This window comes from Chlorobiota bacterium (genome assembly GCA_016710285.1).
GTDB lineage: Bacteria > Bacteroidota > Ignavibacteria > OLB7 > OLB7 > OLB7.
This window is the reverse complement of the sequence record JADJXR010000001.1, coordinates 606,254-627,580: the sequence shown is the minus strand read 5'-3', so window position 1 is coordinate 627,580 and position 21,327 is coordinate 606,254. Positions and strand designations below refer to the sequence as shown.

Annotated in this window: 19 protein-coding genes; 9 read left to right on the top strand and 10 right to left on the bottom strand. The window is 58.2% G+C overall.

All coding sequences use genetic code 11. The features are described from left to right. Positions 1-101: 101 nt before the first annotated feature. The 3 genes from IPM61_02250 to IPM61_02240 are packed head-to-tail and all read left to right on the top strand — an operon-like array spanning position 102 to position 4,061. Positions 102-3,440: a choice-of-anchor D domain-containing protein gene (locus IPM61_02250; GenBank protein MBK8910128.1), complete on the top strand. Its 3,339-nt coding sequence runs from the start codon at positions 102-104 to the stop codon at positions 3,438-3,440. Positions 3,441-3,450: 10 nt separating this feature from the next. Further along, entirely contained in the window at positions 3,451-3,753 is a 303-nt protein-coding gene (locus IPM61_02245) for a hypothetical protein (GenBank protein MBK8910127.1), read from the top strand. Positions 3,754-3,782: 29 nt separating this feature from the next. After that, positions 3,783-4,061, top strand: a complete 279-nt coding sequence (locus tag IPM61_02240; protein MBK8910126.1) for a T9SS type A sorting domain-containing protein — start codon at positions 3,783-3,785, stop codon at positions 4,059-4,061. A gap of 109 nt (positions 4,062-4,170) precedes the next feature. Here the strand turns inward: IPM61_02240 and IPM61_02235 are convergent, their stop codons facing one another. From IPM61_02235 to IPM61_02195, 9 genes are all read right to left on the bottom strand, one after another. Continuing rightward, positions 4,171-4,728, bottom strand: a complete 558-nt coding sequence (locus tag IPM61_02235; GenBank protein ID MBK8910125.1) for a cytochrome c — start codon at positions 4,726-4,728, stop codon at positions 4,171-4,173. Positions 4,729-4,771: 43 nt separating this feature from the next. Further along, a complete protein-coding gene (locus IPM61_02230) occupies positions 4,772-5,260 on the bottom strand; it encodes a copper chaperone PCu(A)C (protein MBK8910124.1) in 489 nt (162 codons plus the stop codon). A 14-nt stretch (positions 5,261-5,274) separates the two neighbouring features. After that, positions 5,275-5,826 (bottom strand): SCO family protein, encoded by a 552-nt coding sequence (locus IPM61_02225; protein MBK8910123.1) that lies wholly within the window; start codon positions 5,824-5,826, stop codon positions 5,275-5,277. Between the two features lie 121 nt (positions 5,827-5,947). Next, entirely contained in the window at positions 5,948-7,657 is a 1,710-nt protein-coding gene (locus IPM61_02220; protein MBK8910122.1) for a cbb3-type cytochrome c oxidase subunit I, read from the bottom strand. Next, positions 7,657-8,214 carry a cytochrome C oxidase subunit II gene (locus IPM61_02215; GenBank protein ID MBK8910121.1) on the bottom strand — a complete coding sequence of 186 codons (558 nt, stop codon included), beginning with the start codon at positions 8,212-8,214 and terminating at the stop codon, positions 7,657-7,659. The genes IPM61_02220 and IPM61_02215 overlap by 1 nt, the downstream gene beginning before the upstream one ends. Positions 8,215-8,216: 2 nt before the next feature. Next, positions 8,217-8,378 carry a hypothetical protein gene (locus IPM61_02210; protein MBK8910120.1) on the bottom strand — a complete coding sequence of 54 codons (162 nt, stop codon included), beginning with the start codon at positions 8,376-8,378 and terminating at the stop codon, positions 8,217-8,219. Between the two features lie 243 nt (positions 8,379-8,621). Further along, complete coding sequence (locus IPM61_02205) at positions 8,622-9,215, bottom strand: nucleoside deaminase (GenBank protein ID MBK8910119.1); 594 nt, start codon at positions 9,213-9,215, stop codon at positions 8,622-8,624. A 220-nt stretch (positions 9,216-9,435) separates the two neighbouring features. Continuing rightward, complete coding sequence (locus tag IPM61_02200; GenBank protein ID MBK8910118.1) at positions 9,436-12,375, bottom strand: S8 family serine peptidase; 2,940 nt, start codon at positions 12,373-12,375, stop codon at positions 9,436-9,438. Between the two features lie 72 nt (positions 12,376-12,447). Beyond that, positions 12,448-14,250 carry a T9SS type A sorting domain-containing protein gene (locus tag IPM61_02195; GenBank protein ID MBK8910117.1) on the bottom strand — a complete coding sequence of 601 codons (1,803 nt, stop codon included), beginning with the start codon at positions 14,248-14,250 and terminating at the stop codon, positions 12,448-12,450. A gap of 575 nt (positions 14,251-14,825) precedes the next feature. Here IPM61_02195 and IPM61_02190 point away from each other — a divergent pair. From IPM61_02190 to miaA, 6 genes are all read left to right on the top strand, one after another. Further along, positions 14,826-15,155, top strand: coding sequence for a hypothetical protein (locus IPM61_02190; protein MBK8910116.1), 330 nt, complete (start codon positions 14,826-14,828; stop codon positions 15,153-15,155). A gap of 32 nt (positions 15,156-15,187) precedes the next feature. Beyond that, positions 15,188-16,030: a LysM peptidoglycan-binding domain-containing protein gene (locus IPM61_02185; protein MBK8910115.1), complete on the top strand. Its 843-nt coding sequence runs from the start codon at positions 15,188-15,190 to the stop codon at positions 16,028-16,030. Positions 16,031-16,128: 98 nt separating this feature from the next. After that, entirely contained in the window at positions 16,129-17,103 is a 975-nt protein-coding gene (locus IPM61_02180) for a PhoH family protein (protein ID MBK8910114.1), read from the top strand. A 42-nt stretch (positions 17,104-17,145) separates the two neighbouring features. Continuing rightward, entirely contained in the window at positions 17,146-18,018 is an 873-nt protein-coding gene (locus IPM61_02175) for a TIGR00159 family protein (protein MBK8910113.1), read from the top strand. A gap of 7 nt (positions 18,019-18,025) precedes the next feature. Further along, positions 18,026-18,697, top strand: coding sequence for a protein-L-isoaspartate(D-aspartate) O-methyltransferase (locus tag IPM61_02170; protein ID MBK8910112.1), 672 nt, complete (start codon positions 18,026-18,028; stop codon positions 18,695-18,697). Between the two features lie 46 nt (positions 18,698-18,743). Beyond that, positions 18,744-19,712 (top strand): tRNA (adenosine(37)-N6)-dimethylallyltransferase MiaA, encoded by a 969-nt coding sequence (gene miaA, locus IPM61_02165; protein MBK8910111.1) that lies wholly within the window; start codon positions 18,744-18,746, stop codon positions 19,710-19,712. Positions 19,713-19,766: 54 nt separating this feature from the next. Here the strand turns inward: miaA and IPM61_02160 are convergent, their stop codons facing one another. Continuing rightward, positions 19,767-20,963: a hypothetical protein gene (locus IPM61_02160; GenBank protein MBK8910110.1), complete on the bottom strand. Its 1,197-nt coding sequence runs from the start codon at positions 20,961-20,963 to the stop codon at positions 19,767-19,769. Positions 20,964-21,327: the final 364 nt, after the last annotated feature.

Here is a 21,327-nt window from a genome sequence, read left to right as displayed (position 1 = left end):
CCCCCCCAGCTCATCTTGCGACGTATGGGAGGCAGGCCGTAAGTTCCGGTTGTCAGATTTTTCCCTCACCGTTCTTGCATCTCCATTCATCAAGAAGAGTAATGAGAACCATAGCAATCGTACTCTGGATAACACTGGCTTCCATCACCACAGGGCAGGGACAACCGATGGCTGCGTTTTACCCCTTCAACGGCAACGCCAACGATGCCAGCGGGAATGGGCATCATGGCACTGTTCATGGGGGAGCTGTGTTGGTTGCCGACCGCTTCGGCAATCCGCTCTCGGCGTATAATTTCGATGGTGTCAACGATTACATCTCCATCCCTCACTCCAAGGCGTTGGCGTTCCGATGGAGCTACTCCATCTCCCTCTGGTTCAAATCCTGCATAACTACCCGATCAGTTGGAAGAACATTGATTTCAAGTGGCATTGCCACCGCATCCTATAAAGAATTCGGATATACTATAGAGTTAAGAGACCCAACGGATGTTACCCCAGGGTATCGGATTGCATTCGCTCCACATGTAAGTGCTGGGGCTAACGATGCTACATCCTCAGGCAATGACTTTGCCGATGGACGATGGCACCATGTGGTGATGGTCTATGACTGGGCCCCAGGAAACCCTGCTGAACAAAAATATCGCTGCTATGTTGATGGAGTCAGAAACCACAAAGATTCTATGGTCAACTCCTTCGATTCGCTGACAACAACGAATGGTATCTGGATAGGGCAAGGCATTAGCCGGCTTGGTTCCTATTTCACCGGAGCGATTGATGATATTCGGCTGTACGACACAGCCCTTAACGAGAGCCAAGTCCAGAACCTCTATCACGAGGGGGGGGGGCCGATTACCCCGGCGGCCAATGTCGTCTCGCTATCGCTGAAAGCCTCCGATACCGTGATCTGCCAGGGGAGATCGGTCCAACTTTCTGCGCTTGGCAATGCAACACAAATCTCGTGGTCGCCAACCACAGGGCTAAGCTCCATCACCCCCACCACCGCCATTGCAAGCCCACTGACCACCACCACCTACAAAGTCCGCGCATTGCGAATCGCCGGGGATCTGCCCTGTCAAGATACCGCCCAAAAGATTGACTCCATCCGCATCACCGTTCGCCAGCCGCCGAAGGTTGAGCTGGGGTTCACGCGCTATGTCTGCCTTGGCGACTCCATCACCATCGGTGCCAATGCCTCCGATGGCGCGCCACCCTACCGTTACCAGTGGAACCCCCATCCACTCATCTCCAGCCGCAATCAACTCCTCCAAACCGTCAAGGTTGATCGCTCCACTCTCTTCATCCTCACTGTCACCGATCGCGAGGGGTGCATCGCCCGCGATACCCTCAACGTCGTCATCCTCTCACCGCCAAAAATGAACGCCGGTGCCGACACCACCATCTGTCGCGGTGCCAGCGTTTTGCTGGGGGGTGTGCTGGAGCAAGGCGTTCCGCCCATCACCTACCGCTGGAGCCCAAGCCTGGGACTTAGCGACACCGCAGCGCGCACCCCGCTGGCCGCGCCCGACTCCACCACCAGCTACGTCGTTGCCGTCACAAGCTCCAACGGCTGCATCTGGCGCGACACCGTCACGCTCACCGTTGCTCCCCAACCAACCGTGGATGCCGGACCCAGCCGCTCCATCTGCGCCGACTCCAGCACGGTTCTTTCGCCAATGATTGCCGGGCGCACGCCAGCGGCAATCCAATGGACTCCATCATCCAGCCTCTCCTGCGCCGATTGCCAGAACCCAACCGCACGCCCAACCGCAACCACCACCTATCGGGTGACGATCACCGACTCCTCCGGCTGCACCGCCGTTGACTCGGTGGAGGTCCGCGTCCTTCGCCCACAACTCAGCACCGCTGGAGTGATAGACTTCGGCACGCTGGACGGCTGCACCTCCACACGCGACACAGCAATCACCCTCACCAACAGCGGCGACGCGCCGATGGAGATCACCGAAGCACGGATTGCCGGAACCAGCTTCAGCGTTGCCGGGCTGCCAGTGGTGCTGGCCCCCGGGGAGAGCCGAACGATCACCGTGAGGTTCTCGCCGCAGTCGTCGGGGAGCATTGCCGAGGAGGTGGAGCTTGTCGGCGACCAATGCGGCGCGACGGCGCGGATCACGCTTCGCGGGGAGAAGCAGCAATCGCTGGTGAGCATCTCGCACGGGGCGATGGAGTTCGGGCTGGCGGCCAGCTGCCAAGCCACGCCACGCGACACAGTGGTGGTGATTCGGAACAACGGAACCGCGCCAGCAACGATCAGCCCCGGGGTCGTCTCGGCTCCATTTTCGGTGGCATCGCCGAACCTTCCAGCGACGATCGTGGCCGGGGATAGCCTGCAACTGACGGTGCGCTACGTCCCCGTCGCTGCGGGAGCTTTCAGCGATGATCTTCGGCTTGGATACGCCAGCGGAAGCTGCCTCGACACGTTGCGGCTGCGGCTGTCGGGTCGGGTGGTAACGCCGGAGCTTGCGCCGATTGGGGTGATAGATTTCGGGACGCTGACCGGCTGCGCAACCAGCCGCGACACGACGATCATGCTTCGGAACGGCTCGGAGATCGAGCTTCGGGTGACGCGACTTTACTCCAGCAGCGGCGAGTATCTGGTGGCTCCATCATCGGCGGTGATCCCCCCTGGTGACAGCCTTGCGGTGACGGTGAGCTACCGCCCGTCAAGCAGCGGAAGCCACTCGGGAACGATCGAGGCGGAGTATGAGCCATGCGGAGGTTCGCTGGGCGCGCAGCTCCTGGGCCAGAAGCAAGGAGTGAGCGTTGAGCTTCCCGACACGGTGAGCTTCGGTCGCGTGGTGATGTGTGGCGATTCGACGGTGAGCCAGCGATTGCCGATTCGTTTTTCTGGGTCCGATGGAGTGATTGTTTCGGCGAGTGTTGGAGGTCCGTTTGGAGTTGGCAACGTTGCCGGGCAATCGCTGCCGGACGGGGTGGAACAAGGGGTAAGCGTGAGCTTCGCGCCGCCGGCTGAAGGCTCGTTTGCCGAAGCGATGGAGTTGCGTTTTTCGCCGTGCGGGATCACGAAGCGGGTGGTGGTGACCGGCCAGCGAGTCACGCCGAAGCTGCAGGCGATTGATCTTGATTTTGGGGCACAGCAAGTTGGTCAATCGGCCAGTGGTCGGGTTGGGTTCGTCAACGTTGGCGGGGTTGCGGTTCGGGTGGAAGGGATTGCGGGGGTGGGATCGCCGTTCCAAGTATCGTCCACGGAGCCAGGGTTGCCAGCGGAGATTGCTCCTGGGGACACGGTGTGGGCCACCATCAGCTACGCTCCGGAATCGGGCGAGCAATCAACAACGGCGACAGCGCGAACAAGCCTTCCGTGCGAAGTCACGGCAAGTGCGAACGTTCGCGGGAAGGGGGAGCAGAGCGGGCGATTGACGCTGAAGCTGCCAAGCCTTGAAGCATCGGCAGGGAGCGAGTGAAGGTTGGAGTTTGGTCGAAGTTGGCGATGGCGGCTTTGCAGGAGCGGGAGGATTGAGCTTCAGCGGTGTGCTGCGGTTCAACAGCAGCCTGCTCTATCCTGCGGGGTCAACGCCGACGGGGAGCGTGGTGGATGGAGAGCGATTGATTGGAGTGAGCGGCGAGTTGCCTGCTGGCTTCACGAGCGGGGAAGTGGGGAGTTATGAGTTCGTCGCGACGCTTGGGAACGCGGAGACAACGGCATTGAAGCTGACGGATGTGAACCTGAGCAGCGGAAGCGGAGAGGTGGAAGTGGAGCCTGGGAGTTCCGACTGAATGGTATCTGCCGATTCGGGACGCTGCGGTTGATTGAGGCAGAAGGGAAGCTAATCCTGAAGCCGAACCGCCCGAACCCTGTGACGTGGGAAACAGAGATTGAGTACGAGCTGATTGAAGGCGGTCAAACGCGGCTGAGCGTGGTCAGCACGCTGGGCCAGGAGGTCTTGCGATTGGTGGATGGAGTCTCGCGCCGGGGTCGGTACGTGGTACGGTTCAACGCAGGAGTGCTCCCCAGCGGGACGTACCTGTACATCTTAGAAACCCCCACCCAACGCCTCACCCGCATGATGAACGTGGCCAAGTGAGCAAAGGCCGCAACAACACTGACTAATAAACAACGGGCAGCCGAAGGCTTCATAGCCTTTCCGCTGCCCGTCGTTTGTTCCGTTGTTTATTTGCTGCCGTAGCCGCGTTTTACTTCCGCGTTTTTGCGACCTCGTCCGCCGTTGTTGTCCATGCGCCGCCGCCGAAGCGTTGCACGGCGTAGTTGATCACTGCCGATGCGGCTTCGTTATCGTAGTTGCTTGGCAGCTTCACCATCACGTTGTTGTACTTCTGCCCATTGACGGTGATCTCCCCTTGCAATCCGTTGAGAATCGCATCCAACGATTTCGCTTTGTCTTTCAGGAAGTCGGAGTTGGCAAGCGGAGGAAAGACTCCGGCGGTTCCTTCGCCACCGGCCTGGTGGCAGGTTTGGCAATATTCCTTGTACACGGTTGCCCCTTTTGCCAGCACTTCATCGCTGACCCCCGCTGCTCCCTCGGCAGGTTTGGCGGCTGCGTTCTGGTCCCCGGCTGCTGCTGGCGGCTGCGCCCCGGCGGGTGCCGATGGCGTTGGCGTAACGGTTGGCTGCACCGATGGCGTGGCTGGCGATGGCGTGTGGAATTTCGGTTCCTCGCCGCCGCCGCAGGCCACAATGGCCGTCATGCTTGCGGCAAATGCAATCAGTGCGTAGTGTGAGATGGTCTTCATGATGTTGTGTCCCAGTTGGTTGATTGGTGCGTCTGTTGCGTGCTCAATGTAGGTATCTATCACCTATTGCCAACCGAACCTCCCGTTCACCCGCCCGCGCAAACCGAAGGCGTAGGGTGATGCTATCGCCAGCTTTTAGCGATTGCGGAAGGTCCATCAGCATCAGGTGTGTTCCGCCCGGGGCCAGCGCAAGGGAGTCGCCCGGGGCAATCACCACCGGCCATTTCATCCCCCGCATCCGCATCATTCCTTCCTGCTCCACCATCTGATGAACCTCGATAGAAGGGGCGGCGGTGCTGGTGATAGCTATCAGTGAATCTGGCTCCGTTCCATGGTTGGCAATTGTCCCGTAGGCTGCGCTAACACGCCCAGCAAGCCCAGGCGTTCCCCATATTTGTGTGATGGTGATGCCACGGTTTGCTCCCTCCGTTTGATGGTTCTGCGGAGTGCCACACGCAGCAAGCATCACAGCTACCCCTGCCCCCAAGCTAAGGTTGCGTCTGGCAATGGTATCGAATAGATTTTGGAGCATGATGGAGGTTCTGGTTATGGCAGTTCGCGGATTGCTTGGGCAACACGCTCGGGTTCCAGCTCGGTCCCTTTGAATCGGTCTTGGAGCGTCCCGTTGCGGTCGAACAGCACCACGGGGTCGTCGTGGTCAATAAAGTACACTTCCTGGCCGCTGGTTCCCTGTTCAATATATGATCTGCGCCGGATCAGCCCCATATCATCCAGCAGTGAATCAACGGTTGATTCCGTGCCAGTGAGGAATTGCCAGTTTTGCGTTCCGGTTCCGCGAAGTTCGGCGTATTGGCGAAGCGCGGCGGTGTCGTCGCGGCGGGGGTCCAGCGTGATGGAGACGAAAGCGACATCCCCTTTGGCCGCCTTTGCGGCAAGCTGCTGCCGGACCTTTTCAATCCCCGATGTTGTCAGGATGCATACGTCGGGGCAGTGGGTGTAGATGTAGCTAACCACCAATCTCCGCCCACGGTAGTCGTTGGGGAACATGACGGTGCGGCCATGCTGGTCGGTTAGTTGGTAGGTGCGTGATGGTTCGGCAATGGGGCTGCCGCATCCCCCAAACAATAGCAGGGCCATCAGGGGAAGCAGGAGCGCTGCCTGTGCGGATTCCCACACATTCCTGCTCCCCCTTAGGCCATAGTGCGTTGTTGTCGGCAAAAAATTCACGATCCCTGGAGCCGTTACTTCGTGTTGTCAATCACCACGTTGGGGGGAAGCTCGAACTGGCGAGCTGGGATGGAACGTGCGGGTCGTACGGCGGGGCGGTGTAGGCAGTGCTTCGCATCACGTCAATCAGCACCGGGGTGTAGCTGACCACAATCAGGATAATCGCCGCAATAACCCAGGGCTTGAAGTTTGCAAAGATCCCCGGCTTCTCGTCGTGGTACGCCTCGCTAAGTGGGAATTCCAGAACCTCTTCCTCGGTCTTCTTCCCGAACAGCGCGCCAAAGAAGACCGCAAAGTAGATGACCATTGCCAGGAACATGATCGTCCCGCCGATTGCGGTCATCATCACCCACAATTTCCACTCCGGCTGATACAGGCTGCTTTCTGGGTTCAGATAGGTAAGGCCCATGTTGGTGCGGCGTGGTTCGCCATGAAGCCCGCCACGCATCAATCCGGTGGAGAAGATTGCGATGCCGATCATCCAAAGGTAGGGGACGGCCAGTGCCAGCTTCCCTTTGATCTTTTTCCCGGTCATCTTTTGGACCATGTACAGGCTCATCCCAATGAACGCAAGGAAGACCGGCCCGGCCACCGTCATGTGGAAATGCCCTGGCATCCAGGCGGTGTTGTGGACCACGTTGTTCAGGTTGTAGGAAGCGTTGATGATTCCGGTGATTCCCCCAAAGAAGAAGATCACCAACCCCACGAACAGATAGGCAAACATGTAGTTGTCGGCCTGGAAGTACGGGAGCTTCCCGAACCAATTCAGCAGCCCTTTTGCCCCACGCTGCCGCCCCGCATACTCCAACGAAGCCGCCATGGTGAAGGCGGTGATGAAGCTGGGAATGGTTACGCCAAGCGTCAGGAAGGAGTGGAGCAGCTTCCACTGCGCGCCAATCCCCGGCTCGGCAAACTGATGGTGGGCACCAACGGGGATGGAGAGGATGATAAAGATCATCAGCGCAAGCCGTCCGGCGCGGTCGCTGAACAGTTTGCCGCCGGCCAATTTGGGAAGCATGGTGTAGAACATCACGTAGGCCGGAAGCAACCAGAAGTACACCAACGGGTGGCCGAAGAACCAGAACAGCGTCCGTGCGAACTCGATGTTGATGGTATCGGTCCACCCAAGCGACCACGGAAGCAGCAGCACGATCACCTCGTACGCCACCGGAACCGTGCAGATCTGCCAGACGATGAACGTGGTGAAGATGCCAACCACCGCCAGCGGGGTCTTCTGGCCCGGATGCTCGCGCCGCCATTGCAGGTACAGCGGAATCCAGTTCCAGAACGCCACCCAGCTTCCCACCACAAACAACGCCAGCCCGGCGTAGAAAACCGGATGCGCTTTCAGCGGGGGATAGAAGGTGTACAGAACGGAGCCTTCCCCGGCAAACACCATTGCGGCAACCATCACGGTGCCCACCAGCATCAGCCAGTTTGCCAGCCACGCAATTTTCAGATTGATGGCCACACGAAGCGAATAACTCACCAACGCGTTGCCAAACGCCACGGCAAAAAATGTGGTGAAGACAATCGCGTTGATAATGCCATGGAGCGTCAGCCCCTGGTAATACTCCAATCCCAATGCCGACGGCGATTTGATAATGCCGGCACGCATCAGCGTCTGCAACAGGCCGCCGCCGATGCCAACAATCAGCAGGGCCATTGGCACCGCAAGTTGGATTAACGTCAGCCGTTTCAGCCCGCGATCAAGGCTCATTGCTGTTTGGCGAAGACTCATCAGTGTGTACCTCCGTTCGGTTGTTTGCTTGCTGTGTCGGCGGGTTGTGCTGCGGGCGCAGCTGCGGCTGCTGGTTGCTGGATTGGCTGGTTTGTGGTGCCAAGCGCAGCGGCTGGCCAAACCTTAATCCATCCTTGCATGGCATGGTGGTTCATGCCGCAGTACTCGTGGCAGAACAGCCGAAAATTCCCCCACTCATTTTGGTCGAACGTGAGGCTGGCGTAGGTCACTTGGCCCGGAATGGCCATAAGATTGATGTTCGTCTTCTCGATATTGAAGCCGTGGGCAACGTCGGGCGAAGTAAGGAAGATGTCAAGCCGGCTTCCCGGGGGAATCGTCACTTCCGGCGGATCGAAGGACCACATCTTGGCCACGGCATGAAGCTCGTAATGCCGGTCGCTCAACTTGATAAGCTGCCCATGTTTGAACGGCTTCACATCCACGATGCAGGTGGGAACCGTTACCCCAAACCCTGTGGCGGCAATCACCACAGCAACAAAGAAAATGGCCATCAGAAGGCCCCCGCCGATTACGGCGCGTTGTTCGTACTTGTCCATCATCACCTCCGTGAAAGCATGTCGAAGTAGATGCTGAACCACATCAGCGTGTACGCCACCAGAAGAAGCAGAAAGAAGGTAATGGCCCCTTTCGGCACAAACTTCTCCTCCGGTTGGTTCCCCGATCCGACCGCAGCGCCGGAATCAAACCGAGTCTGTTGCATGGTGCAATCCCCCGTAGAATGGTTGATAGTTGGTAAGAAATCGGTGGCAATCTATACCCTTTGGCAAGGGCTGTTTTGTGATCTACATCACATTCCCCGGAGAGATTATTTCGATATGACGAAGATCAGGTTTGGGGGGGAATATTTGCGGGGAGCAAGGAAGAGGCGGGGAAGGGGAGGAAGTTGGCGGGTGGTTTGGCGAAGGCCGGTTGTTGCCCCGATGCAATCGGGGGGTGGGGTCAACTATCGGCACTTGTGGGGGAAGGCTTCGCGGAAACTGGCGTGGCGGCAGAAGAACTCAATCTGCAAGGTGTCGTCGCCGGTAAGAACCCAGCCATCGCGTAGCCGCTGGACCGCCTGAAGCTCCGGCGTTTTCCATTCGGGGAGTTTGGGAAGAAAAACGGCGACCTGCGAAGGGGGGATGTTCCATAACGCGATTGCCCCGGCACACATTGGGCATGGTTCAAAGGAGGTGATAAGGAAGATGCTGTCGCGGGGGATGGCCGAGAAATTTTTGGCCCCGCCAACCGCCGCAATCGCCTTCGTGAGTGCGTTGATTTCGGCATGGCCCGCAGCGTTGCCCTCGGACAGCGTGGTGTTGTGCCCGGTGGTGATGATCCGCCCGGCCCCAGTCCCCACCACCACACACGCGCCAACGGGGACATCGCCGGTGCGTTCCCCCTGCTCCATCGCCAATCGGACGCTATCCACCATTGCCGGAAGAAGCCACGCCGGGCGGGCAGCCTTCGCGGTTCCAGTCGCGGTTCCGGTGGAAGGGCTTTTGCCGGCATCGCAGCCAACAAGAAGAAGGAAGAGAGCGATAGGCAGTAATCTCATGGCAGCAGCGGGCAACATCATATGGAAGGATTGGGAGCTACAACGTGAGTCAATATCTGTCATCAACTTCGGATTGCAGCGCATCGGAATCTGGTGAGCGTATCAGTCAGTGGTTGGCAACATAAGCGATTTGCGCCAACCCACGGCGCAACGCAGTGCGCGGGGGCCGCCAGATTGGCAACCCCCGCGCATCTGGTGTTCCCCGGTGCGGGTTTCTCCGTTATCGTGCCACCATCAGCCGTGACGTTAGCCGCTGGTTGTTGGCAATTGCTTCCACCATGTACGCCCCCGCTGGCAAGCCTTCGGTTGGCAGAAGGATGGTGCCGATTGGGGAGACAACCCCCTGGGCGGAGTATGCCACGCTGCCACTGGCATCATACACCCTCAGCCGGACATTGCTCCCGGAAGGGACTCCGTTGAAGCTCACCGTGGCGTTGCTGGTGGCCGGGTTGGGATAGAGTTGGATTCCGCCACGTTCCTGCTCCGTTTCCCCAGCGATTGGTTTGGCGGAAGGTGTTGGCGCGCCGTCACCCCAGTGGGCTTGGTAGGGGGTTGCTTTGGTGGTGGCGATAATCGTGTATGGCTCGGTATCGCTGAAGGTGATATTCGGGTCGTTGACCCACACCTGCACGTAGTAGTTGTAGGTGGCAAAATCGGCGTTGTTCACCTTCACACTCTGCGTTCCGTTGTTGGTGATGGTGGTGTTTGGCACCACGCTAATGGTACCGCCGTTGATCGGCTGGCGGTAGATCGTCAGCTTCAATGGCTTGGAGTGGGCGTAGAACGTCACCTGCAGATTCTTCAATCCGCTGGGGTTGTAGATGATGAACCAATCTTCCTTGTCCCCCTTGCAAATCTTTCCATCGGCGTAATCCCCCACGCGGATTTTGCGTGCGTCCAGCGCGGTGTTGTTTGGCTCGTAGCTGTTGCAATCAAGCGATGTCCAGAAACCAACGCCATCGCTGTAATCGCTCAGCAAGTTGTTCGGATATTTTGTGCGGACATAGACGGCGTAATACTGGTCCGGATACAGGTTGCTGATGGTTGTGGAAGTTCCGTTCACCACCTTGCTGTACCATCCTCCCAACACGGTGTTGTCGCCGGCCACCCGCGCCCATTTCACCTCATACTGTGTTGCGCCGCTCACGGCGGACCAGTTCACAACCCCGCTGGTGGTTTTTTGCTGAGTGATCCAGACCTCGGCGGGCCGTACTGGCGTGCTTCCGTAGAACTCCACAACCGTGGTCCAAGGGCTAACCACCGCCCCATGCCGCGCCCGCACCTGCACTTGGTAGGTGGCGGCTTGAAGGTTATCGAGCTTCGCCTCCGTTTTGGAGACGTTGTTGATTGCCGTCCACGTTGGGCTGCCAACCATGCGGTATCGGACGTCGTAATGGGTTGCGCCCGGCGCGCCAGCCCACGTTACGAACGCGCTGTTGGCGGCAAAATCTGCCCCACCTTTTGGCGCGATTCTTCCGGTGGCAATTTTCACGTTGGTTGGTGGCAGCAGCACCTCGGCAGCACCGCTTACCAGCAGCGCGAAATCTTGCTTCCCTCCGGTAAGCGTCCCTTTGTGTTTGATCACCACTTTATAGACGTAGTCGAATTTGCCGGGAAGATAGACATTGTTGGCACGGAAGTAAATCTGCTCAACGTTATCAACCACGTTATCGCCCCGGTCGGCTTCCTCGGTTGGCTTTGCGGGGTCAAGAACGAACGGCGAGAACCATTCATCGGTCTTGACGGTCCCGTTGGTGAACACCTGGTACATCCGCATATCAAGATCGTTCACCAGCTTCGACGTTCGGTCGTTCAGGATGATCCTGCCGTTTGGTGTTAAAGCAATGGCGGCGGGGGGATCGGTCCATGCCATCGTTGCCCGAACCCGTGCGCCAGAATAAGCCTTGATGTAAAACTCGTACGTCTCCCCCTGCTTCAACGTCGCCTGCCGGATGGAGAAGCCGTTGTTTGTTGAGTTATGTTGGATAAGGTCTGCGGCGGTATTGGCCTCCACTTTTCCCCAGCCGGTGCGGTAGTCGGGACCGATTTTATCAATGTCGCGTGCGGTATGGATCAGCAGCCCACGCGCAATCGCAGCGGTAAACGGAGTTGTGGGATTGAACTTCTGCCAATACTGATCCAGAAGCATCAGCGTTCCCGCAACCGCCGGGGCTGCAAACGAGGTTCCCGAGCGGACGCTGTAGCCACTGTTGACGCTTCCGTTTGTGCAGACTAGCGGAACATCGCTTGCCAGGGCAACCACGTCGGGTTTCACGCGGCCGTCGTCGGTTGGGCCGGTGTTGCTGTTGGCCCATAATTGGTTCAGGGAATCAACGCCCCCCACCACAATCCCATTCTTTGCCGTTCCCATTCCGCTCAGCACGTCATATCCATTTGTGCCGCCATTTTTGGGATGCTTCACCGTTGCGGTGTTCGCTCCTTGTGGGCCGTCGTTGCTTGCATAGATGTAGTTCTCGCCGGAGCCGGGTCCAATCCCCCGCTGGTTCCCTGCGGCAAAAACAGCAACCTGCTGCGGCAGCTTGTTGATTAGCGAATCAATGCTGCGGGCCATCTGGCCGTAGTGGCCAAACGCGGGGTCCTCGCGGTCGGCTTGGTTTGGCGAGCCATCGCGGACACCTTCCCAAATCCACAATCCTTTTTTGTTGATCCATCCATAATCGGGTCCGTAGGAGTGGTTGCTGACGCGCCATTTCCGTTTGCCCACTTCTGCCAAAAAACGGTTTGGGCCGCCGTTGTCGGCAATGTAGAAATCGGCATGGATATCCCGCGCAACGCCCCGGTGGGCTGCGTCAATTCCTTTCCCCGTTATCACGCCTATCACTTGCGTGGCGTGCAGGTCCGGCTTCTGGTCCTCGGGGGCAACGTGGTTGGAACGGGGGACCAAGTGCTGAAGCTCAGGGTGGAACAGCAGTGGGCCGCCAGCAAATTCAAACAGCCCAAGCGTGTCCCCTTTTCCGGTAAGGTTGTACGGTGCGCGCCACAATTTATCCGCGCCGATATACCGTGCGTAAATCGGTGCCAGCGGCGTTGGCCCGGGCTGGCCCGCGGGCGATTGCGCAATGGCTGGCAACGCACCGAACAGGGCAATAACAACCGGCGCAGCCATCCAAATCCGGCGAAGTAGCGATGGTGTTTTCATGGTGTATTCTCCTTTCTGTATTGGCTTTCTCTGTTCTTTTTTTCTGGTATGATGTTCGCCTGTTGGCTTGCGCTATTTCAGTATCACGATTGTTCGCGTGGCGGTTCCTTCGGCGGCGCGAACCACGCACCAGTAGATGCCCGCCGGAATCGTTTCGGTTGCGATTGTGGCTGCCGTTCCCCCTGCCTCAATTTCCATTGCGGCCGCTTGCGTTCCCTGGGCCGTGAACAGCTTGATGCTTGCTCCGTGCGCCGTCCCTTCGGGAAGCTGGATGGTGATGGTTGAGAACGTTGGGATTGGATAGATGCGAGCATCCAATCCGATTGCCATTTCTTCCTCGGCTTCCACCCCTGTTGGCGTGCTGGTGAAGGTGGTGAAGGTCCAGGGCGCGGTTGGCTGGCTTTGGCCATACTGGTTTGCCCCGCGCACCCGCCACCACTGCTTTGTTCCTTCCGGCAACGTGTCCAGATACTGCGCAACGGCGGTGGTGGAGAGCTTCGTCTGCTCGCCGGCGAACTCACCACTGCTCGAGATTTCCACCACGTAGCTTTGGGCGTTGCTTGCCCCTTTCCACTGAAGCTGAACGGGGTTCATCACGTTGGTGGAGCCGTCGGGCGGGGCGGTAAGCTGCGGCATGGAAGGGAGCGCGGGTTCTTCGGCCTCGGTGGTAAACCGGAAGGGGCGGGACCACGCGCTGTTGGCGGCTCCGTTCCGTGCGCGGGCGCGCCAGTGGTAGGTGGTGGCGTTTGGCAATCCGGCAAGCTCGGCCGATGCGGTGTTGCGGATAAGGGTGGTGTCAACCGCCTCGAACGCCGGGTCCTTGCCGATCTGGACCTCGTAGTCGGCAGCCTCGGGGATGCTGTCCCACGTCATCGTGACGACAAGTGGCGCGCTGGGGGTGCCGTTCGGCGGGGTTAGCAGCTGCGGAGCCAGCAGGCTGATGGGGGATTCCGGCGCGGTGGAGAAGGTGAACACTCCGGACCAATCGCTGGCCACTTCCCCATTGTCGGCACGGACGCGCCAGTGGTAGGTTCCTCCGGCAGGAAGATTGCTTAGGCTGTAGGTTGTGTCGGTCAATCCACTGTTGGAGTAGGCAACCGTGGCGAAGGTGGGATCGGTGGCAACCTCAACGTCGTAGATCGGTTCTTGTGCGGCCACGTGGTGCCACACCAACGTCACCGATTCCGGCTGGTTCGCTTGGCCATGTGCTGGCGAAATCAGCAACGGCGCGGCCAGCGGATCGGGAGCGGGGAAGCCAGTGGAGAACGCAGCATACCGCGACCACGGACCGGGCGCAGCCGTAACCGCCCCCACGCGAACGCGCCAGTAGATTGTTGTCCCGTATCCAAGCGTAGGAAGCGGGTGCGAGGTTCCCCCAACCGTTGCCAACTGCGCGGCTCCGGAAGGGAATGCGGGGTCGCTGCTCCATTGCACGTCATACTGCCCCACCCCCGGAACGCTGCTCCATTGTAAGGTAACGCTGGTGGGCTGATCGGTTGCGCCGTCGGCTGGGGAAAGGGGCTGCGGGATTCCGGTGGCGGCAACCGTGGTGAACGATTGCGTGCCGCTCCAGGCCGTAGCCTCACCGCTTGAATCAACCCCACGGACGTGCCAATAGTAGGTGGTGGAGTAGTTCAGATTGGTGGCCTCGGTTGTGGTGGCCTCCGTTGCCAACACGTTGTAGATCTGGGTGAAGGCCTCGTTCAGGGAAATCTCAACATCGTAGCTAACGGCGGTTTTCAGCGGTCGCCAGCCTAGGGTGACGTTGATGTCAAGGTCGGTTGCGCCGTTTGGCGGTTGGTTTGGTGCTGGCTGCGCAATGGCTGCCAGTGTCATCAGCAGGAAAGCTGTAGCATGGATCAGTAGTGTTTTCATGTCGGGAATAGGTTGCCGGAAGACCGGTGAGTATGTCATGGCCAATGTTGTGGGGCGTGCGGGATGTGCTTCCCTTTGCCCACTCTTTCAATCTATTCCCGACCGGCCACGCCAACCGTTAGAAGCGGCCACAGTTCTGAGTTGCACAAAAAAAAAGTTGGTGGATTGGGGGGTGATGCTGTTTGCATGGCCAGCGTTCGGCTGCACGATGTGTGCCGCCTGCGGGTGGTGAATCCGCTACCGCTTTTCCCTGATATTTCGCTGGTGGCGGCTGTTTCAGGTGTTTGCCACAAAAGGTTGCTTGAGGTGGCTTCTGCTAACTTCTTCAATTTTTCCACCGTTGAACCTCCGTGCCGGGTAGCATTGCAGCGTTTTTTTCCTAATTTGGCGCGGCCTTCCGATGAACATGAGCAACGATACCGATAGCGATGCGCCAGCCGCATCCACATGTTGAAGACCACGATAGAGTAGTGATAACGCCTTCGCTTGATGCAAAACAATCCCGGCCAAACCGTCTGTCCTTCTTTGACAGTTCCTATCCCACATTATACAACCGGATAACGGAGGCACAATTCATGAACCGAACATTAAAGGCAGGCGCGCTGATGCTTGCCGCCGCTTGCTTCTCGGTACTGACTGGCTGCACCAGCATGATTACCGAAGAACAGCTTGCCGAAATGCGCCGGCTGCGGGCCGAGGACCGCACGCTGAACGAGCAGATTCGCATGAGAGAAAGCGAAATCAGCCAATTGAAAAGCGAGATCAACTCGCGCCAGTCGGAGCTTGACCGCTGCAACAGCACCAAGCAGTTTATTGAGGGGAAGATGGCACAATGGCCCAACGTCTGGCCTGACTGGACAGAGGTCCCGGCCCAACAGCCCACAGAATCGAAGCCACGACGCTGATCCCATCAACGAACTAACGGAGGAAACCACTAATGAGAACAATATATCTGGCGTTGATCGCCATGTTGCTTGCCGCTCCGGTGTTCGCCCAAGATGGCGACCGCGCACCGGATAGCATGGCCGATTCCCTGCTGACCAAAAAACAAGCCGAAATCCGCATCAACGAGTGGCGGCTGAAGGTGAAAGCCTTGCAGGACAAAGCCGATGCCTTAAGCGCCGAGAAAACCCAGAACGAGCAACGCCTTGCCCAAATCCGCAACGATGTCAAGGCCTGCAACGACGCTATCTACGCGATGATTGGCGCAACCGAGGCCGACGTGAACGCCTTCCGCGAACGCGTTGGACGCCTGGAAAACCGCATCCGCGAGATGAAAAACATGAGCGATGAACAGCTTGCCGACAACATCGCACAGATTGATGCCCTGCAGACCGAGATGAATGAAATCCGCCGCAACAAGATTGCAGTGTTGCCGGAGTTCTACAACAAACTGATCTCCATGCAGTCGGACATCAACCAATTGCGCGAACGCGCCGGGCGCGGCAAGAAATACTACACCGTTGGCACGTGGTCCAAGGACCGCGACTGCTTGTGGAACATCGCCGAGAAGAACGAGATCTACTCCGATGCCTTCATGTGGCCAAAAATCTGGCAGGCCAACACCGACCAGATCCGCAACCCTGACGTGATCTACCCAGGCCAAAAGCTGACGATCCCGCCACGCGGCCCGAAAAGCGACGAGGAGATGCGCGCCGAGCGGTTGTACTATCGCAAGAAAAAAATTGCCGCAGCGGCCGCCGCACGCGCCCGCCGCGCTGCTGCCGAACGCGCCCAACAAGTGGACCAACAAGAAGCTGGAAGCGGCGAGAAGAAGTAACCGCAACCAAAGCAATGCAAACCTTCAAAGCCTGCCGGATCACCTCCGGCAGGCTTTGTTCTGTGATACCCAATCCAAATTCCTATCTTCGCCACCGTATGGAAACTATCGAACGCAAAATCAAACTGAATGGCGTTGACCAGCTTGCGTTGCTGGGATTCAACGATGCTAATCTGACGATACTGGAAAACCGTTTCGACACCACAATCACCGTCCGCGGCGATGTTGCGGTGCTGCGCGGCGAACCGGCCGAGGCGCAGCTGATTGAGAAGATCATCAAGGAGATGATCTACATGGTCCAGCGCAACGGAACGCTGCACGCAAGCGATGTTGAGACCATCATGGACCTTGTGGTTGGTGGGCGTGCCGAGCAACAACAACAACTGCAGGGCCAGGACCTTGATGAAGTGATCCTGTTTGCGAAGGAGACGGTGATTAAGGCCAAAGGGGATCGCCAGAAAAAATACTACCAGCTTGTTCGCGAGAACGACATCGTGTTTGCGATTGGGCCGGCGGGAACGGGCAAAACCTACCTTGCCGTGGCAATGGCGGTGGCCGCATACCGCAACCGCGAAATCACCAAACTGGTGCTTGCCCGCCCTGCGGTTGAAGCTGGCGAAAGTCTGGGCTTCCTTCCCGGCGACCTGAAGGAGAAGGTGGATCCGTACCTGCGCCCGCTGTACGACGCGCTGGATGATATGATCCCAGCCGACAAGCTGAAGGCAATGATGGAACGCCGTGGCATTGAGGTTGTGCCGTTGGCCTACATGCGCGGGCGAACCCTGAACAATGCCTTCGTGATTTTGGACGAGGCGCAGAACGCCACCACCATGCAGATGAAGATGTTCCTGACACGGCTTGGCGCAAACAGCCGTGCAATCATCACCGGCGATGTAACCCAAATTGATCTTCCCAAAAACGTGGAAAGCGGGCTGGTGCAAGCCGAGAAAATTTTGCGCGGAATTGAAGGCATCGGCTTTGTCAACTTCGAAAAAGCCGACGTTGTTCGCCACCGGTTGGTGAAGGAAATCATTAAAGCCTACGAAGACCACGGGGTGATGGGGAACGTCTAACGCCCCCGCCAATAGCTTCCGCCAAACACCCGCGCTACCCGCATGGACGCTGAACTTTTCTCCATAGGATTCCTGCACGTTCGGGCGATTGATCTGTTCGACATCGCCATTGTTGCGTTTGTGCTCTACCGGCTCCACTCGGTGCTGCGGGGGACAATCGGCGCGCAGATTTTCCTGGGCGTTCTGCTGATTATGGCCGTTGGCTTTATCAGCCAGACGCTGGATATGAAGTTGCTTAGCTGGATACTCCGCACGGTGGGGGACATCTGGGTGATTGCGCTGATTATTCTGTTCCAGCCGGAGCTTCGGCGGCTGCTGGTGCTGGTTGGGCGCAATGGCTTATTTACCACCTTCGAGCGGTACGATGCCAGCTATACCATCAACCAAATTGTGGCCGCTGCGGAGGAGCTTGCGCTTCGCCGATATGGCGCGTTGGTGATCCTTCCCCGCACCAGCGACATTTCGCTATCGGTGGATACCGGCGTTCCGGTGAATGCACGGCTTTCCATGGAGATGCTCATCTCCATCTTTAACCCAAAATCTCCGCTGCACGATGGCGCGGTGATTGTCCGTGGCGACCAGATCCAATCGGCACGGGTGATTTTGCCGTTCAGCGTGGTGGCGGGTTCGGGGGAGTTTTCGCTGGGGACGCGCCACCGCGCCGGGCTTGGCATCACCGAACAGGCCGATGTGTTCGCGGTGATTGTGAGCGAGGAGACCGGGAACATCAGCTACGCCCAGGATGGAGTGCTTCACTACAACCAATCCACCGACACGTTACGAATGGCCCTGCTGGGCGCGCTGGAAACCACGGTCCACCGCCGCGAACGGAAGACCCTGCGGACCCGATTGAGCGGAAACGGCGCAACCGAACACAACAACCAAACAACAACCCGAACACGACAACGGGCATAACCAACGAATGTTCAACAGACCTGACTCTGCTACCGCTTCCTTGCGAACCTCACGGGAGGATTTACTGGAGCAACTCCGCCTGCGCGGCATCACCGACGAAGCGGTGCTGAAGGCCATTGCGAAAATCCCTCGCGAGGAGTTTGTGCCAGCCACCTTCCGGCATCGTGCCTGGGAAGATGGCGCGCTTCCAATCTCCTGCAACCAGACCATCTCCCAACCCTTCACTGTGGCGTTCCAGACGCAGCTGCTGGAAGCCAAACCGGGGATGAACGTGCTGGAAATCGGAACCGGAAGCGGCTACCAGGCGGCGGTGCTTTGGGCGTTGGGGCTGCGTGTGTTCACCATCGAGCGGCACGCCGACTTGCTAAACCAAGCGCGCCAACGCCTTGAAGCGATTGGCTGCAACGTTGCCATGCGCGTTGCCGATGGAACCGTGGGCTGGAGTGCCTTTGCTCCGTTCGATAGGATCATCGTCACCGCTGGCGCGCCGGCTGCACCGCCGGCATTGCTGCGGCAGCTTGCGGCAAACGGGCGGATGGTGATCCCGATTGGGGAGAAAGCAACCCAACGGATGAAAGTGTTCGCACGCCAGGGGGAAAGCGATCAGTTCGAGGAGTTTGACCACGGCGACTTCAAGTTTGTGCCGCTGATTGGGCGGGAAGGGTGGGAGAAGGAGTGAGCAACGGCCCGCAGCCGATGGTGGCCGCAGAAAGGAGACCAGCACCATGAACACCAACAACGCATTGCTGGTAATCGTTGGGCCAACGGCATCGGGGAAGACGGCGTTAAGCCTGGAACTTGCGGCACGCATTGGCCCATCGGTTGAGATCATCTCGGCAGATTCGCGGCAGATTTACACCGGGATGGATATCGGGACCGCGAAGCCAAACCCGCAGGAATTGCAGCAGGTTCCGCATCACCTTATCAACATTCTTCCTCCTAACGAACGCTACGCCGCTGGCCGGTTTGCCGATGATGCCGCCGCTGCAATCCAAGAAGTGTGGCGGCGGGGCAACATCCCGATTGTTGTTGGCGGTTCCGGTTTTTACGTGCAGGCCTTGTTCCAGGGGCTATCCGCCCCCACCGCCGACCCCGATGTTTACGCCATGCTGGAGCAGCGATTGGAAGCCGAGGGGTACGATGCCTTGCACCACCAACTCCAAGCGGTGGACCCGGTAGCGGCGGCAGCGCACTCGCCGAACAACCGCGCAAAAACGTTGCGGGCATTGGCCTGCTACATCCAAACGGGGCAGCCATACAGCGATTTCCTTTCGGCTGGGAGCGGTGATAGAGGTTCCGCATCGGGGCGATTTCTTCCCCGGTACGTGGTGATTTCCCCCGCGCGCGACCTGCTCTATCGCCGGATCAACCAACGGGTGATCCAGATGCTGGAATCGGGGCTGATGGAGGAGGTGGACCGGCTGCTTGCCGAAGGCTTCACCGCCAGCGACCCTGGGATGCGGACGGTGGGATATTCCGAAGCAATCGGCCACCGCGCAGGAGAGTTTGGTTATGAGAGGATGGTGGAGCTTATCCAGCAATCCACCCGCCGGTACGCCAAGCGGCAGATGACGTGGTTCCGGCGGCTGGCCGATGGAATGTGGCTGGAGCAAGGGGGGGAAGAATCGGTGGCGAAGGTGCGGGATCTGATGGAGTTGATGCGGGACTCCAAAGAAAAAAAGAACGGGGATTGAGTTCTTGGAAGCTCAATCCCCGTTCCATTTTGCACTGGCTGCGGCCTTTACCGATTAGCCGCGGTCAAGCTGCTGCGGGCTGTTGCCGCCGAACATCTGGCGCATTGCCTCATCAATCCGCTCGCGGATCACCTTCTCGGTGATTTCGATGCTGGTTTCTTTGGTGACGTACTCGGCCACCGCACGCTGCGCAACTTGGATGATATACTCGCGATTTGCGCCGGTGAGCGCGTCGGCCATTTTCTGCAAGTTCTCGGTCTGGCGTTGGATATAATCCACCATCGAGGCCAAGTCACGCTGTTGCTGTTGCGAGGTCCGCACCAGGTTAATCAGCTCATACTTCTGTCCTTCGGAGCTTTCCTCAAGGTCACGGATCAGTTTGTCCATGCGCTGTTCTTCTTCGGTGTAGAAGAGCGTGGTGGCCAGCAGCAGAAGCATCGTGAACTCCAGCGCGATGGCTGCAAGAAGGATTGAAGGCTGCGTTGGCGGGATAAACTTCAGACCGCGAATACCGATAATCACGATAAGGATAGCCGCGCCGCCGTAGGCAAAGCCCTGGACGTTGTTGCTGTACCGCTCGGCAAAGTGGCGGGTCATGTACAGGCGCAAGCCTTTGGTGACCAGCACTTTGTTCCGCTTCCATTTGTTGGCTTGGCGAACGTCGTTGATTTCGTTGACGATCACCGGACCGAACTCCTTCTCAATCGGCGTTAAATCATCGTGAGAGCTCGCGGCTGTGATCCGCTCGATCTCCTCGCGGGAGATTTTATCGCCGGTTTGCTCATCAATGCGGTCAATGGTGTGCTCAATCTCCCGCTCCATTTTATTGGAGACGTAGCCAATCGGTGTTGGGAGCATGGCCGTGATGATGATGGCGAAGATAAACCCGAAGAAGAGGGAGAAGACGCCGAAGGTAAGTTCCGGCATGATCTCAATCGGCTCCTCCCCTAATTTTTCGGCTTTGATAACCCAAGACCCTGCGGGCTTGTTATATCCACCATCTTTCCCTGCTTCGGACCGGACTTCATTGCTGGTCATGTCCATGATGAATTCCGGATCCACGACCGCTTTGGTTGTGGGGTCGGGGTGGTGGTTCTTCACTTCGTCGGGCGCGAACAAGCTGATGATGACCGAGGAGAAGAGGTCCGTGATGACAAATTTTTGGAAGCCGTAGGCGGCCACCAGCAAGATGCCAAAGAAGAGCAATCCCTGGACGATATTGCCCTTATACTTTTCCGTGTGTGAGCTCATACTGCGTTGTTGTTAATACTGCGATTATGTGCAAAACGCTTCCATTCAGCGAAGATGCCGACCCGCCCCGTGTGCCGATGCAGCCGGGCATTGCCGTAAAGAAGATGGATGTTGCTTGGGAAGTAGCAGGTAAGGAAAGGAGCCTACGTAGATGGCTATCTGGTTGATCTGCTGCCTGTTTGTTCTGCCGCTCTGCCGCCGGTGGCGGGGAGCAGCGGGTAGAAAAATACACCCATCGCCCCACGCAGGCAACAAGTTTTTTGCATTGGCAGAGTTCTTCTTTCTTCCAACTATCCTTCATAACGGGTGAAAGGCCCGAAACATCTCACAGAAACTTCACGCCGATAGGCTTCGGCTGTTGGTT